This is a genomic window from Rhizobium bangladeshense, assembly GCF_017357245.1.
GTDB lineage: Bacteria > Pseudomonadota > Alphaproteobacteria > Rhizobiales > Rhizobiaceae > Rhizobium > Rhizobium bangladeshense.
Window position 1 is genome coordinate 241,605 of sequence record NZ_CP071613.1, and the last position, 15,708, is coordinate 257,312.

12 protein-coding genes are annotated in these 15,708 nt (G+C 62.4%); 7 read left to right on the forward strand and 5 right to left on the reverse strand.

Going from position 1 to position 15,708, the window contains the following annotated elements; all coding sequences use genetic code 11:
- Window positions 1–11 precede the first annotated feature (11 nt).
- The gene (locus tag J2J98_RS22110; RefSeq protein ID WP_064708417.1) at window positions 12–1,082 is read left to right on the forward strand and encodes an ABC transporter ATP-binding protein; all 1,071 of its coding nucleotides are present in this window, start codon (window positions 12–14) and stop codon (window positions 1,080–1,082) included.
- A gap of 248 nt (window positions 1,083–1,330) precedes the next feature.
- Complete coding sequence (locus J2J98_RS22115; RefSeq protein WP_207603461.1) at window positions 1,331–2,227, forward strand: universal stress protein; 897 nt, start codon at window positions 1,331–1,333, stop codon at window positions 2,225–2,227.
- Between the two features lie 83 nt (window positions 2,228–2,310).
- On the opposite strand, the gene J2J98_RS22120 is transcribed toward J2J98_RS22115, so the two are convergent.
- Window positions 2,311–3,006, reverse strand: coding sequence for an NUDIX hydrolase (locus tag J2J98_RS22120; protein WP_207603462.1), 696 nt, complete (start codon window positions 3,004–3,006; stop codon window positions 2,311–2,313).
- Window positions 3,007–3,135: 129 nt separating this feature from the next.
- Here J2J98_RS22120 and J2J98_RS22125 point away from each other — a divergent pair, with 129 nt between their 5' ends.
- From J2J98_RS22125 to J2J98_RS22145, 5 genes are all read left to right on the forward strand, one after another.
- On the forward strand, window positions 3,136–4,170 hold the full coding sequence (locus tag J2J98_RS22125; protein ID WP_064712352.1) for an SPFH domain-containing protein: 1,035 nt from the start codon (window positions 3,136–3,138) through the stop codon (window positions 4,168–4,170).
- Window positions 4,157–5,095 carry a diacylglycerol kinase catalytic domain-containing protein gene (locus J2J98_RS22130; RefSeq protein ID WP_207603463.1) on the forward strand — a complete coding sequence of 313 codons (939 nt, stop codon included), beginning with the start codon at window positions 4,157–4,159 and terminating at the stop codon, window positions 5,093–5,095. The genes J2J98_RS22125 and J2J98_RS22130 overlap by 14 nt, the downstream gene beginning before the upstream one ends.
- Window positions 5,096–6,802: 1,707 nt before the next feature.
- A complete protein-coding gene (locus J2J98_RS22135; protein WP_171049230.1) occupies window positions 6,803–8,545 on the forward strand; it encodes an adenylate/guanylate cyclase domain-containing protein in 1,743 nt (580 codons plus the stop codon).
- Window positions 8,546–8,947: 402 nt separating this feature from the next.
- The gene (locus J2J98_RS22140) at window positions 8,948–10,027 is read left to right on the forward strand and encodes a YihY/virulence factor BrkB family protein (protein WP_064708421.1); all 1,080 of its coding nucleotides are present in this window, start codon (window positions 8,948–8,950) and stop codon (window positions 10,025–10,027) included.
- Between the two features lie 137 nt (window positions 10,028–10,164).
- Entirely contained in the window at window positions 10,165–11,448 is a 1,284-nt protein-coding gene (locus J2J98_RS22145; protein ID WP_207603465.1) for a cystathionine gamma-synthase family protein, read from the forward strand.
- A gap of 46 nt (window positions 11,449–11,494) precedes the next feature.
- Here the strand turns inward: J2J98_RS22145 and J2J98_RS22150 are convergent, their stop codons facing one another.
- The 4 genes from J2J98_RS22150 to J2J98_RS22165 all read right to left on the reverse strand — a co-directional run bounded on the left by J2J98_RS22150 (window position 11,495) and on the right by J2J98_RS22165 (window position 15,708).
- Window positions 11,495–11,908, reverse strand: a complete 414-nt coding sequence (locus tag J2J98_RS22150) for a cupin domain-containing protein (RefSeq protein ID WP_207603466.1) — start codon at window positions 11,906–11,908, stop codon at window positions 11,495–11,497.
- A 49-nt stretch (window positions 11,909–11,957) separates the two neighbouring features.
- Window positions 11,958–12,722 (reverse strand): SDR family oxidoreductase, encoded by a 765-nt coding sequence (locus J2J98_RS22155; RefSeq protein WP_207603467.1) that lies wholly within the window; start codon window positions 12,720–12,722, stop codon window positions 11,958–11,960.
- A gap of 291 nt (window positions 12,723–13,013) precedes the next feature.
- The gene (locus J2J98_RS22160; protein WP_207603468.1) at window positions 13,014–14,213 is read right to left on the reverse strand and encodes a thiolase family protein; all 1,200 of its coding nucleotides are present in this window, start codon (window positions 14,211–14,213) and stop codon (window positions 13,014–13,016) included.
- The gene (locus J2J98_RS22165) at window positions 14,191–15,708 is read right to left on the reverse strand and encodes a class I adenylate-forming enzyme family protein (RefSeq protein ID WP_207603469.1); all 1,518 of its coding nucleotides are present in this window, start codon (window positions 15,706–15,708) and stop codon (window positions 14,191–14,193) included. The genes J2J98_RS22160 and J2J98_RS22165 overlap by 23 nt, the downstream gene beginning before the upstream one ends.

The following is a 15,708-nucleotide window of genomic DNA, read 5'->3' on the forward strand; positions in this document are numbered from 1 at the left end:
AGGGATCGCAAATGTCTGGCTTGAGCATCAGAAACGTCAAGAAGTCCTTCGGCGCTGTCGATATCATCCACGGCGTCGACGTCGAGATTGCCGATGGCGAATTCACCATCCTCGTCGGTCCCTCGGGCTGCGGCAAATCCACATTGCTGCGTATGATCGCCGGGCTCGAGGACATTACGGCCGGCGAGATCAGCATCGACGGGCGGGTGGTGAACAATCTGCAGCCCAAGGACCGCGACATTGCGATGGTCTTCCAGAACTACGCGCTCTATCCGCAGATGACGGTCTCCCAGAACATGGGCTTCGCGCTGGAACTCGCCGGCATCAAGCGGCCGGAGATCGAGAAAAAGGTGGGCGAGGCCGCAGCCATCCTCGGCCTGCAGCCGCTGCTCGACCGCAAGCCGGCTCAACTTTCCGGCGGCCAGCGCCAGCGCGTCGCGATGGGGCGCGCCATCGTTCGCGATCCGAAGGTCTTCCTCTTCGACGAGCCGCTCTCCAACCTCGACGCCAAGCTGCGCGTCAAGATGCGCGCCGAGATCAAGGCGCTGCACCAGCGGCTGAAGACGACGATCGTCTACGTCACCCACGACCAGATCGAAGCCATGACCATGGCCGACAAGATCGTCGTGTTGCATGGCGGCCGCGTCGAGCAGATCGGCAGCCCGCTCGAACTCTACGACAAGCCGCGCAACATCTTCGTCGCCGGTTTCCTCGGCTCGCCCGCCATGAATTTTCTCGAAGGAAGCATCGCCGATGCCGGCAGCCCGGCGCTGGCGCTGAACGGAGGGCCGCGCGTGAAGCTTTCGCGGGCTCCGGCCAGTTCGGCAAACCGGCCGGTGACGCTCGGCATCCGTCCCGAGGATATCGCCTTCGGCGGCGAGACCGGCATCGATGCCGTGGTCAAGGTGGTCGAGCCGACGGGATCGGAAACCCATGTCGCCGTCGAAGTCGACGGCAGGGAGTTGACCTGGGTCGTGCGCGAACGTGTCGAGCTCGCGCCGGAACAGCGGGTGAAGCTTTCCTTCGAAACATCGAAGGTCCATTTCTTCGACCAGCAGACGCAGCAGCGTTTGAACGCTTGATCGGCTCTTGTTTGATCGCGCTCCGACGATGGGTCAGTACCCTCGAATTGAGGATGAAGGACGGCCGCGCCAGCTTCGGTGAAGACCTTACCGGACGTCTTATGGAAGCGACACAGCATGGGGCTACTGCCCGTCTTGCGCCGATCTGTTCAAGCCCTTGGCGTGTTGCGGGCCACCAGGCGCGGGCGTATTATGACTTTAGGATTGGACCAGGGAGCGATGCGGGATGCTCGCGCACGGAGGTCCTGATGAATACGTCACCTTCACACGGCCGCGACCCAAAAACGGTGCCACCCGCGGAGATCTTAGCCCGGCAGGTTCACGAGTTGACCGTCCAGGCTGATGTCATCGCCTTGCTGCCCGATCCGGCGACTGCTCGCATCTGCCTCGATATTGCGGAAGACGCTGCTCGAGCCATCAATGGCAGCATGGCGGCCGCCCATGTCGGTGCAGATCCGGAATGGATGGTCGCCGCGCCCGAAGAAATCGACTTGCAGATGCTGCGAGACATGAACGAGGGTTCGCCACAACAGCGCCTGGAGAGGGTGATAAGCGTCTTCGAGAGTTGGAAAGTGGCCGATCCGGACCGAAGCGACCTGCCGCTTGATGACTGCCGCGGTGATCTCGGCCGCTGCGTCACATCCGAATGCCACGATAGCGCACTCGTCGTCACCCCATGCTACGGCAACATGGATGCCCGCGACGCATTCCACGACCTGCTTTTCAAAGAACACAAGCTCGTGCTCGTGCCGCCTGCAGGCGGCTATTCCGGTCATCTCCTCCAGCATGTCGTGATCGGTTGGAAACCGCACAATCACGCACGAGTGGCCGTCGTTGCCGCAAGGCGGTGGCTGGCGGTGGCGGAGCACGTCACTCTTTTGTGCGTCGACGATAAGCCCGATGGCAGCTACCAGTTCACCGCCAGGGAGCTACTTGCGCAACTTGGCTTGAATGGCGATGTCGTCGCGATCCGTTCGGAAAGCCGCTCGGTCGGCGACGCCATTATCGACTTCGCAGGTTCAGCGGAGGCCACCTGCCTGTTGATCGGGGCCTTCAAGCACGGCTATTTCCTTGAACTGCTTATCGGCCGCGTCACTCGCCATTTGCTATCGCATGCGACATTTCCTCTGATGATGAAACATTAGAGCGGTTCAGCTTTTTGCGGAAGCGCTGGCCGCTCTAAGCTTTTGTATTTACGCCATACCGCAGATTTCAGCCCAGCGGGCGGTCAGATTCTCCGGTCGAAGAGCACCAGCGACCGGGTGTCCCTCAGGCGGAAGACCTGAGCGGGCCGATTGCTGGCCCGGCGCATTTCACCCTCGATCGGCTCCAGGAAATCGGCTTCCGCCATGCGTTTTCGAAAAGCCGATTTGTCGAGCTTGCGGCCGAGAAGGCTCTCATAGACCGATTGCAGCTCGCTCAATGTGAAACGGACAGGCAGCAGATGGCCGGGCAGGCTCGAATATTCGACCTTGCTTCGGATGCGGCTGAGCGCCTCCTTGAGCAGGGATGCGTGGTCGAAAGCAAGGGACAAGCCGACGCCGTCGCATTCTATCGGCCGCCATTCGGCATCCTCAGCCATCGCTTCTTGCCGCTCTGCGACGTCGTCGGCCGAAAGCAGGGCGATGTAGACGATGCTGATGCTCCAGCCTCTCGGGTCGCGATCGCGGTTTCCCGTCGTTTGCAGCTGTTCGAGGTAGGGTGCTTCGACGCCGGTCTTTTCCTTCAGCACACGGCGCGCCGCCGCCTCCAGATCTGCATCCTCGTCGATATGGATCCAGCCGCCAGGCAGGGCCCGGTCGCCGGTGAAGGGCGCGTTCGCGCGTCGTACGAGAAGCACGGAGAGGCCTGCCGGCGACAGCGAGAAGATGGCGAGATCGACGGTGGCGATCGGTTTGAAGGCGTCAATATCGTGTGTCGTCATGATGGGAACATAGCAGGTGTTAGCCTTAGTGTAAATATTCAACTAAGTTAGTTGACATTTTCCACTAAGTCATGTTTTCTCCTTTTCGGCACGAGCGAGGGGCTCGCACCAGGGATAGGAAAAACGGATATGTTCGGACTGCGCTTTATCAAGACGGAACCCACGCAATACGTCATCCAGTATCAGAACGGCAAGGCCGTCCGCGAGGGCGCAGGTCTTGCCTTCTGGCATTTCTCGCCTTCGAGCTCTCTCGTGCTCGTGCCAACTGCCAGCGTCAACGATCCCTTCATCTTTCCTCTGGTGACATCGGACTTCCAGGAGGTGACGGTGCAGGGGCAGATCACCTACCGCATCGCCGACCCGCGCCGCACGGCGGCACTTCTGAATTTCACCCTCGACCGTAGGGGCCACTATGTCTCGGAAGATCCGCAGAAGCTTTCGACCCGGGTGATCGACCGCGTCCAGGTGGCGATGCGGGCCGAGGTTCAGACGTTGTCGCTGAAGGAGGTTCTTGCTTCAGGCGAGGCGCTCGTCGCCGGCGTGGCGGACGCGCTCAAGGTTCATCCGACAATTGAAGCGCTTGGACTCGAGATCTTAGGTCTGTCGCTGCTTGCCGTCATGCCGAAGGCCGAAACCGCGAAGGCGCTGGAAGCGCAGGCCCGCGAAGCACTGCTCCGGCAGGCCGACGAAGCTATCTATAGCAGGCGCAACGCGGCGATCGAACAGGAGCGGACGATCAAGGAAAACGAGATCGCCACCGAGATCACCCTGGAGAACAAGAGGCGGCAGGTGCGCGAAGCCCAGATGGAAGCCGAACGCGCCGTTCAGGAACGGCAGCTGCAGATCCGCCGCGAAGAAATGGCCGGCAGGATCGCGCTCGAAGAGCAAAACCGCGACCTGGTGACACTGGCGGCGACCAATGCTCGGGCCGAGGCCGACGCCCAAGCCTATGCAATGACGGCGATGATGAAATCCTTCGAGCAGGCCGATCCGAAAGTGCTGCAGGCGCTTGCCTCGGTCGGCATGCAGCCGGGCCAGCTGATGGCGCTCGCCTTCCGCGACCTCGCCGACAATGCGACGAAGATCGGCCAGCTGAACGTCTCGCCCGATCTTCTCAGGGAGATCTTGCAGCCGCAGGAGGGCAAGGACCGTGCCGGCCTCTGACGAACGCAAGATCATCCTGGTCGTCAGGCCGACCCGGCTCGACGAACTCATTGCCCGCTTCAACACGGTGCAGCAGGCGCAGTTCTATGTCGAGCATCTCGGTGCCGATTTCAGCGACTACCTCGCCGAGAAGAAGCGGTACGAAACGGCCATCACAGAGGTGGAAGCAAGCCTGCGCGCCGTCGCCCGTGTTCAGCGCCTCGACCGCCGCTACCTCGCGAGCTTCGTCTTCGGTCCCGACGATGTCATCGTCGTGCTCGGCCAGGACGGTCTGGTCGCCAACACGCTCAAATATCTCGATGGGCAGCCGGTGCTCGGCGTTAACCCCGACCCCGAGCGCTGGGACGGCCTGCTGCTTCCCTTCAACCCGAGGAGCCTTCCGAAGGTGATCGGCGAGGCGCTGAAGAACAAGCGGCCGATCAAGCGCGTCAGCATGGCGAAGGCGGCGTTGAACACTGGCGCCGTCATTCACGCCGTCAACGACCTCTTCATCGGCCCGCAAAGCCACGTCTCGGCGCGCTATATCCTGCATGCCGAGGAGCGCGAGGAACGCCAATCCTCCAGCGGTATCATCGTCTCCACGGGCATGGGTTCGACCGGCTGGCTGAAGAGCCTCTACTCCGGCTGTCTAGGAGCCGCGAGCGCGCTCGGCCTCGAACCCGCCGACCGGAAGATCGATATGTCCTTTGCCTGGGACGCGGATTACCTGCGCTACTTCGTGCGCGAACCCTTTCCCAGCCGCACCACCGGCACCAGCATCGTTGCCGGCATCGTCTCTGAGGACCAGCCGCTTACCATCGTCTCCGAAATGCCGGAACACGGCGTCATCTTCAGCGACGGTATCGAGGCGGATTTTTTGGAGTTCAACGCCGGGACGCGAGCGGAGGTGACGCTGGCTGAGCGGCAGGGGATGTTGGTGGTGTAAGGGATAAAGGTTTGATTTGATTTGTTTTGATTCCAATATGGAAGTAATATCGTGGTTTAGTTCTTTTACCTCTGCGCGAGCCTCCTGCGAACGACATGCAGCGCCTCAGCATGAGGGTCGTTGGAGATGCCGCACCTTGGGTCCGTCGGCGGGCGGCTGCGGGCGACGAGAGGTGCTGGAGGATGGCGCAGCGGCACCAAAGGTTCGAAGGGCGGGTGCGCGTCGCGTCGGGTAGATCCAAGGAGCGGTGCGGTGGCGTGTCCTTCGAGGCTCCGGCCCTTGGCCTGCGCGCCTCAGAATGAGGGACGTTGGCGGACGCCGCGCCTTCGAATGCGTGGCGGCGGCCGTGGGCGCCGGTAGGCGCCGGATGATCTGGCGGAGGCTCGTAGCTGTTCGAGGTAGGGCGGCGCCTAGGAGAGCCACATGCTCCGCGCCTCGGAGGGGTGGCGCGGATGCGCCTGCGTGAGATGGAAACAGGGAGCGGTGCTGCTGCGCGCTCAGCATTGACCACGTGGGAAGAGCCGCCGACATGGCGCGCGACCGATGGCGCCGGAGCGGCGGGTGCCGATGGGATCATCATCAGTCGCGGGCTGATCATCTGTAGCTAGCATCGATCCGTACCTCTCGAATATGCTTTGCTGTCCGCTCCTCGCACCGCGACCCGACACGGCTCCGGCTCAGGTGAGAATCGCGACGGGAGCATATGGCCCTGCGACCGGATCGCCTGATGTCTTCGCGCTGTGCAATCCGCAAATGGCATCGCGCATGGCTATCCCCCTGTTAGTTCGGTTGCTTTTGCTGATCTCGTTTATACCGGCCAGACTGGCGGATCCCATCAGAGGTGTTGGGGATAACCTCGCTGGACCTCAACAGGGGGTGTGCGTCGCGCCGGGGACACGCAAGAATCGGCGCCTCGGTATGAGGGACGTTGGCGGATGCCGCGCCCGGGATTGCTTTGGTGGTGGAGGTTGCTGCGGTTTCAGGCGTGTCGAAGGGTGCCGCGGCGCCTGGTCCGTTGGTGGAGGCCGCGGTCGATCGGGGACGCCGAGGATCAGCGGGGCTGCCTGGGAGGCCTCGTCCTGAACCGTCCTGTAAGGGGCATCGAATGGCGAGGCGGATGCCATGCATCAGAGTGAAAGAAGCCCGGCGCGGGAGAGTGCGCCGGGCTTCGATAGTGACCGACAGCATGGGAGGGGGAGTGCTGTCTATCGGGCCAAAGCAGCTAGGAGGGTCAGCGCTTCGGCTCGTCAGGAGGTAGTGTCGCAATGCGGCGAATTCAAGCCGGTAGCTGCGTCGATATCGTACAGATTGCGCCGTGAAAGAAGCAGTGGTGGCGGATGTTTCGTTCGGCCGCCAGTGATCCTCAGGTTTAGAATTGGGTTGTCCGCGGACAACTGAGCGCGTGGGACATCTGGTCGGCCGCAAGCAAAAATGCGCGAAGCTCCCGGCGGCACCTGGCAGCATGTCCGCGATGGCCATCCGACCCCAGCGGTCCGGGGGCGTGGCAAGTCGGACATTATTCTTGCTGCGCGCATCTCTTATGAGGGCTGGCCTTCGTGTGCCGGCGGGGATCCCGTGGATCGGTTGTCCGCGGACAACGTATTTTCCAGCTGAGCTTCATGTCTCGGGCGGCGATGCCGGAGGCGACGCCCTAGGTGGCACTTCGCTTATATGTTAATGTTCGGCATTGCTTCATGTGAGGGGCTGATGGACAGGAAGCTTGTGGCTATCCTAGCGGCCGACGTGGTTGGATACTCGGCGCTGATGGAGCGTGACGAGACGGGCACCTTCGAGCGTCTCACCACGATACGCAAGAAGCTGATCGAGCCGGAAATCGCCAGGCGACGCGGCTGCATCTTCAAGCTCATGGGAGACGGCTTGCTTGCCGAATTCTGCAGCGCCGTGGATGCGGTTGAATGCGCGGTGTCAGTGCAGCGCGCGCTAAACGAGCGCAATGCGGAGGTGCCGCAGAATGAGCGGCTGGAGCTGAGAATAGGGCTCAATCTCGGTGAAGTTATTGTCGACGGCGATGACCGCTATGGCGAAGGAGTCAATGTGTCGGCGCGCCTGCAGCAACTCGCCGATCCCGGCGGCATCTGTATCTCCGGCAAGGTCGTGCGCGAGGTCGAAAAGACACTTGCCTTCGGATTTGAACCGATGGGCGAGCAAAGGGTCAAGAACATTGCCGAGCCGATCACAGTCCATCGTCTGGTGCAGGAAGGTACTTCTCCGGAAGCGCGATTGGCAAGGCCACCTGCCCTGCCGAATAAGCCGTCGATAGCCGTATTGGCCTTCGAAAACATGAGCGGCGACCCAGAGCAGGAATATTTTACCGATGGATTGGTTGAAGATGTCATCACTAACCTTTCGAAGATTTCGAGCCTTTTCGTCATCGCGCGAAACTCCACCTTCGCCTACAAAAGCAGGGCCATGGACGTCAGGCAGATCGCCAGGGATCTAGGCGTTCGCTACGTGCTCGTAGGTAGTGTACGGCGGGCGGCGAACCGCTTGCGTATCACTGCGCACTTGATTGAAGGGCGGGACGCAACCCATATCTGGGCCGACAGGTTTGAGGGTGCGGCTGAGGACGTTTTCGATTTGCAGGATCAACTGACCGAACGGATCGTCGGAACGCTTGAGCCGACGATCCGGCGCGCGGAGATCGAGCGCGCGCGTCGCAAGCGGCCGGATAGCCTGGATGCCTATGATTTATTCCTCCGCGCGCTGCCGCACAGCTATGCCAATACACCGGCGGATACCAGTGAAGCTCTGCGGTTGCTGGGCGAGGCCTTGCGTCTTGATCCCAACTATGCCTGCGCGCATGGCTATGCTGCCTGGGGATATGAACAGCGTTTCCTACGTGGCGGGTTCCATCCCGAGGACAGAGCTGCTGCTCTCAGGCACGCTGACGCGGCGCTCGCCACCGGCGGCGATGAACCGCAGGCGCTTTGCCTGGGGGGCTTCGTCCACGCCACGATCACGCATGATTATGACCGCTCCATCAATGCGCTCGACAGGGCGCTGATGCTCGATGGAAATTCATCGCTCGCCTACGGTTTAAGCGCGATGGTTCACATGTTCAACGAAACCTATGATCAGTCACGCGATCACGCATTCAGGGCCCTCCGGCTAAGCCCGCTCGATCCGATGAACTATCATTCCTATCTCGCGTTGGCCTGGGTCAGCCTGTTTACCGCTCGGTTTGAGGACGCCGTAAAATATTCAGCGCTCGGGATCCAAGTGAACCCCGCTTTCAGCATACTCCACGCCAGCCTAGCGGCGAGCTACGCCAATCTCGATCGGCTGGAGGCCGCCTGGGCAGCTGCCAGGCGCCTCCTGGAGGTCGCGCCCGGCTGGACGATCGGCGCGTTCGTACGAATGGATGTGGTGCGACCCCAGCTCATGGATGGGCTGGCATCGGCATTGCGCAAGGCAGGCTTGCCGGAATAGGATTGCCACCCGCCGTTTGGCTCGGCTGGCTGCCATTGGAGAAACCGGCCGCTCAACCGCCGATCTCGGCAGTGAGATTAGGATCGAGATCGCGTTTCGTAAGGTTTTATGCGGTCCGGTTCTCCGGCTCTGGAGCCGCAACGGCAGCAAACAGCGGCAGCACTCTCAGCCCCGCCCTCGCGAGGTAACGAAAGTAAAGACGGATTTCATTTCCGTATGCCCAGGCGGACCTTTTGAAATCAGTAACTTATGACTTGATGATCTCTGCGCTTCCTGCGCGCAAAAACGTTACCGGGCGCAGGCAGAGCCCCTCCCCTGCCCGGATTCTCCGCAAGAAAGCAAGGGCTTGCATCTTTTAGCGACGCCCAGCGTTATCAACGCAGCAAATCGGAGGATAGGGTAATGGCTGATGCGCTCCACCTCAAGAGATTTCCCCTCGCCGCGACGGTGATGGCGGCGGCGATCGGTGCTTTGGTCGTACTGCAGGCAAGGCAGCGCGACGCGCTGGCGCCGCCTGCCACGACCAGTTGGAGCGGCGATGATCACGGGCGTAGCGCAGCGACACCCGAGGCCATTCCGATGCGCGGCCTTCGCGACGTGTTCTGGCGCGTCTTCCATGAAATCCTGCACGACCGCGTCACGCTTATTGCCGCCGGCGTGACCTTCTATCTGCTGCTGGCGATCTTTCCGTCATTGGCGGCTCTCGTGTCTCTCTACGGATTGGTTGCCGATCCCGTCACCATCTCCGAACATCTGCGCGAGCTCGCCATTCTCTTGCCGCCCGGAGCTTTTGATCTTCTTGCCGATCAGATCAAGTCGCTTGTCGAAAAGCGAGAAAGCACGCTCGGCATCACCTTCTTCGTCGGCCTCGCCGTCGCCCTCTGGAGCACGCACAACGGCACGCTCGCGATCTTCGACGCGATGAACGTCGCCTATGAGGAGGACGAGAAGCGCAGCCTCGTGCGGCTGAACCTGGTCGGCTTCTGCTTCACCTTATGCGTAATCTTCTTCGCCGGCCTGATGGTGGCGCTGGTCGGGGTGATGCCGGTCGTGCTCTCCTATCTCTGGCTCGACCGATTCCAGGAGCAAATGGCTCTTCTGCTGAGATGGCCACTGCTCCTGCTTGTGGTGGCGGCAGCAGTCATGCTGATCTACCGCTTCGGTCCGAGCCGCGAACCTGCCAGGGTACGGTGGATGACCTGGGGTGCTGCTCTGACAGCGGTCGCCTGGGCCCTCATGTCGCTCGGCTTCTCCTTCTACCTCGAGCATTTCGCCAATTACGACGCCACCTACGGCACGCTCGGCGCGCTGATCGGCTTCCTCATCTGGATCTGGCTTTCCGTCGTCATTCTCATTGTCGGCGCGGAGGTCAACGCAGAGCTGGAGCACCAGACGGCGCGGGACACGACGACGGGCCATCCGCTGCCGATGGGCGCGCGCGGCGCCTATGTCGCCGATACTTTGGGCGAGACTGCGAGCTGAGCGGCGGGGCTTGATGCCAAGAAGTGCGATCAGTTCTCGGATGAAATCTTGCTCCACTCTTCAGTTGAGCAGTCTCGGTGACTGCTCCTCGAATTGATGTATCCTAACCCTCGGCAGGTTCGACAGAGGAGACGATCATGACCGCCCCGCACCCTTCCAAAACCCATATCGGCAATCACGCGCTGCATCCCGAAACGCAGATGCTGAATTACGGCTACGATCCCGAACTTTCGGAAGGGGCGGTCAAGCCACCGGTATTCCTCACCTCCACCTTCGTCTTCAATTCCGCCGAGGACGGCCGCGACTTCTTCGACTACGTCTCTGGCCGTCGCGAGCCGCCGGCCGGCAAGGGCGCTGGCCTCGTCTATTCGCGCTTCAACCATCCAAACAGCGAGATTGTCGAAGACAGGCTCGCCGTCTATGAGCGGGCCGAAAGCGGCGCTCTCTTCTCCTCAGGCATGGCGGCGATTGCCACAACTCTGTTCGCCTTCGTTCGGCCGGGCGATGCGATCCTGCATTCGCAGCCGCTCTATGGCGGCACAGAAACCTTGCTGGCAAAGACCTTCCTCAATTTCGGGGTTGCCGCAGTCGGCTTTGCCGATGGGGTCAGCGAGGGCTCGGTGCAGAAGGCGGCGGAGGAGGCGGCGGCGAAGGGTCGTGTCTCCGTGATCCTGATCGAGACGCCTGCCAATCCGACCAACAGCCTGGTCGATATCGCGATGATCCGGCGTGTGGCCGATTCGATCGGAGCGAAGCAGGGGCATCAGCCGATCGTCGTCTGCGACAATACCCTGCTCGGGCCGGTCTTCCAGCGGCCAATCGAGCATGGCGCCGATATCTCGCTCTATTCGCTGACCAAATATGTCGGCGGCCACTCCGATCTGATCGCCGGAGCCGTCCTCGGGTGCAAGGCTGTCATCAAGCAGGTCAAGGCGTTGCGCGGCGCGATCGGCACCCAGCTCGATCCGCATTCCTGTTGGATGCTCGGCCGGTCGCTGGAAACGCTTCAGCTGCGCATGGAGCGGGCAAACAGCAATGCCCGGGCCGTCGCCGATTTCCTGCGCGGTCATCCGAAGGTCGAGACGGTCCATTATCTCCCATACCACGACCCGGACTCGCCGTCGGGCCGCACATTCGCCGCACAAAGCACCGGCGCCGGCTCGACCTTTTCTTTCGATATCCGCGGCGGCCAGCCGGCCTCCTTCAAATTCCTGAATGCCCTGCAGGTCTTCAAGCTCGCCGTCAGCCTCGGCGGCACGGAATCCCTTGCGAGCCACCCCGCTACAATGACGCATTCCGGCGTGCCTGCCGATATCAGGGAGCGCATCGGCGTGCTGGAATCGACGATCCGCCTGTCGATCGGCATCGAGCATCCGGATGATCTCATCGCCGATCTGGAACTGGCGCTGCAGGCGGCCTGAGGCGGTGGGAAACGATGCCCGGCGGCGCCGGGCATCGGGAGCGGCTTTACTTGTCGTCGATCGTCAGTTCCGTCTCGTCCGTGTCAAGCACGAAGACCGCAAGCAGGCGTGCCGGCTCGGTTGTGCTGGCGTTGGCGCTGACGCTGTGATGATCGCCGGGAAATTCCGCGAAGCTTTCTCCGGCCTTATAGGTTTTCACCGGACCGTCGTTGACCGCGCTGCGGATCGAACCTTCGAGAACGGTGGCATAGATGAAGGCCGAATCCGGATGGGTATGGCCGGGTGACATGCCGCCGGGCTGATATTCCACCAGCACGCCCTTCATGCTTTTGCCCGGAACATTGGGAAGCTTCTGGTCGAAAACCACGCTTACCTTCGCTTTCTCGCCTCCGGCGTGAACCTGGGTGCCGGCTGCAAGCACAAGGGCGAAGGCTGTTACCGAGATCATTTCCCTGAGCATATCTTGTCTCCTCAGTTTATAGAATGGTCGACGAAGGCCACCTCGCTGGTCAGGCGCTCTTTTTCTGCGGCGGCTGCTGGCGCAGCCAGTCGTCGAAGCGGATTTTGCCGAGCCGCGCATTGGCACCGGTGACGAGCGAGGTGTCATCGAGCTCGACGCCGAAATAGCGGGCGTGCGGATCCGCCATCACCTGGCGCGGATCGTTCGTCGCCTTGAAGAGACGCGTGACGATATCGGTGAGACGGATCTTCTCCGGGCCGCCGATCTCGATCGTGCCGTTCACAGGTGCTGCGAGCGCCACTTCGGCCATGACGTCTGCGACGTCGTCGGAGGCGATCGGCTGCAGGTAGGCCGGCGACAGGTGCGCGGTCTGGCCGACCGTGTTCGCCTGGGCGATGCCCGCCATGAATTCATGAAACTGGGTGGAATGCACAATGGTATAGGGAATGCCGGAGCCTTTGATCAGCTCTTCCTGGGCCATCTTGGCGCGCATGTAGCCGCTGCCCTGCAGCCGCTCCATGCCGACGATCGACAGCGCGATGTGATGCTTCACGCCGGCCGCCGCGCCCGCCTTGAGCAGGTTGCGGCCCGAGGTCTGGAAGAATTCGAGGACGGCCTTGTCCTCGAAGGAGGACGAGTTGGCAAGGTCGAGCACCACCTCGGCGCCCGATAGCGCTTCGGCAACGCCTTTGCCGCTGATCGTATCGACGCCCGAGTTCGGCGAAGCCGCCAGAACGTCATGCCCTTTCCCACGCAGCCTTTCCACGGTCTTCGAGCCGATGAGCCCGGTGCCGCCGATGACGACGATCTTCATGGTAATCTCCCTTGTCCGTTACGAAGAATGTCCTCTGCTGACTTGCCTTGAAGCCGCAATCTGCGTGCCTGCAAGGGCAAGTCACTTCATCGGCCGGAACCGATCGGCAGGAGAATGCGCCGGATCGCGGCGGCGAACCATTCTCTCTCGGTCGCTGTCGGCCTATGCCAAGGCAGTAGGACGGCTAGTCCTGGATCGAAGCGGCCTGCGGAAATGGAGGGGATTTTGCGTCGCCCGGCGTTGGGAAGGAGCGGAGATGGTGCGACGCCTCCGTTCCCGACTGCCGTCTCATCAAGACAAGCTAACCGCCTCGAACAGCGCCGTCAGTCCGATGCCGCCGCCGATGCCGATCATGGCGAGGCCGGTCGCGGCGGGCGACCAGCCGTCCTTGCGCACCAGCTGGCTATATAGCCGGCTTACGAGGATCGCGCCCGAGGCGCCGAAGGGATGGCCGAGCGCGATGGCGCCGCCCTCCCGGTTGACTGCGTCGGCTGATATATCCAACTGATCGAGCGATGCCAGGACCTGGGCGGCAAAAGCCTCATTGAATTCGATCACGTCGATCTTCGAGAGCGAGAGGCCGGGCTGGCGCTGCAGAAGCTTTCCGGTCGAGGCGACCGGGCCGATGCCGAGCAGATTGGGATCGACGCCGGCAGCCGCGCTATCGATGAAGGCGAGGCCCTTTTCGATACCGAGGTTCCTCGCCATGCCGCGGCTCATGACGAGAACCAGGCAGGCTCCGTCATTCAGAGGGCAGGCATTGCCTGCCGTTACCGAGCCGTCGGCCAGGAAAACGGGTTTCAGCTTTTCGAGCGCCTCGAGCGATGTCGATGGACGCGGGCATTCGTCTCGCTCCACCAGGCCATTGGCGGTGAGGATCTCGACGATCTCGGGCCGGAAGAGGCCCGCTTCGGCCGCTGCGACGGCGAGGCGGTGGCTGCGGAGCGCGAATTCATCCTGCTGCCGGCGGGATATGCCGAATTGGCGCGCGACATGTTCGGCGGCAATGCCCATCTCCGGATCGCCGATCGCCTCGGGGGAAAACCGGGCACGCCCGTAGAAGCGCGGCAGCGCGCCGGTTGATTTCGGTCTTTCGACGCGCCACGGCGCGGTGCTGACGCTTTCGACGCCGCCGGCGAGAAAACAGGCTCCCGCCTTCGCCTGGATCAGCCGGGCGGCCAGGATGATTGCTTCCAGTCCCGAACCGCATTGCCGGTCGATGGCGACGCCGGGAACGGCGATCGGCAGGCCGGCATTGAGGGCCGCCAGCCGGCCGATATTGCCGCCGCCGCCGGCGGCATTGCCGACCAGCACATCGTCGATTGTGTCGGGGGCAATGCCGGTTTCCGCAAGGATACGGCGGATGATCGGGGCAAGCAGGTCTTCGGCCGCGACCGTCGAGAGCGAGCCGAAGGCCCGGCCGATCGGCGCGCGGTAGGCGACGACCACGATCGGCTGCCAATCCTCGTCAGGCTGATAAGCGTAGGACAAGACCGCCTCCCGAAACCACTGATGCCTCTACCTGCCCGCGCGCGATCTTGCCGCTGCTCGTCATCGGCCAGCAGCCGATATGGTAGAATTGCCTGGGGATCTTGAACCTTGCGAGCTTGCCCGCGCAATGGTCGCCGAGAATTTTCGCATCCGTCGCTTCGCCCGATATCACGGCGACGATCCTTTGGCCGTAATAGGCATCCGGCAGCCCGAAGACGACGGCGTCTTCGACGCCGGGGCAGGTTTTGAGTGCGCTCTCGATCTCGGCGGGGTAGACGTTGTTGCCGCCCGATATCAACATGCCGCCGGCCCGGCCAATCACCCGCAGCATGCCGTTTTGATCGATTTCGCCGAGATCGCCGACCGTGGCACCCGCCGGGGTGACCCGAAACGCCTGCCCGTCGTCGCCCCAGAGATAGCCGTCGGCGATCAGGTCGCTGTTGACGAAGATGGTGCCCGGCACATCGGTGCCGACATCGTTTTCTTCGGGGTCGCGAATGGATATTTTGACGCCGGGGTAGGCGCGTCCGACCCGGTCGATCGGATCGTCGGTCGCGCCGCCGACGAGCGTCGAAACCGTCATGAAGCCGATCTCGGACGCGCCGTAATATTCCCGGATGCGCGCCTTCGGAAAAAGGCGGCGCATGGATTCAACCTCGTTCAGGTTCAGTTTCGCCCCGGCGGTCAGCACGTCGCGCATGGATATCAGCGGCGCGTCCGCCCATGCCCGGGCAATGCCCGCTATATGGGTCGGAACGGCGACCAGCCGTTCGATGCCGGAAGAGAGGATGTGGGCAACCGCGCCGGGGTTCCATTTCCCCACCGAATGAAAGGTCGCCCCGGCATCGAGCGCCTCGACTAGGGCGTAAAGCGCAAGGCCATGCGCCAGGGCGCCGGGACAGAGGGTCGAGGGCGCGTCCCGGAGTTCGAAAACCAGACGTCCCCGGTCGAGGCTCCGGCGCCACTGCTCGCGCGAGCGATAATAGGCCTTCGGCTCGGCTGTTGTGCCCGAGGTGAAGCCGATCAGGAAGATTCCCTCGGCATCGACCGGCAAGTCGTCCGGTTCTGCCGCGAGGTCGAAGGGCTCGGCGCCGGCAACGATGAAGGGGATGCCGAGCCTGCGGCCGATTTCGGCGCTCGGGCTCGAACCATCGTCGACGACGAGCACGTCAGGTATCAGGCGCTCGACGATGCGTTCGATCCTTTCGGCCGGCATCATCGGATCGATCACCGCTGAGGCATTCGGGAGCGCGGTGGCGGCGACGAAGTATTCGGCAAAGCCGATGTGGTTGCCGAGGCTCATGGCGACCAGCTTCTCGACGCCCGGCAGATCGAGCGAGCGGCGGTTCGAGCGCGGAAGCTCCTGGAGAAACCGACAGATCGCGCTCGAGCGGGAATAAAGTTCGCCATAGGTCAGGCAGCGGCGGTCGAGCACGACTGCCGGCTTTTCCGGTCTCTCCAAGGCATGTCGAAGAAGCGCTGCATGGATCGGCAT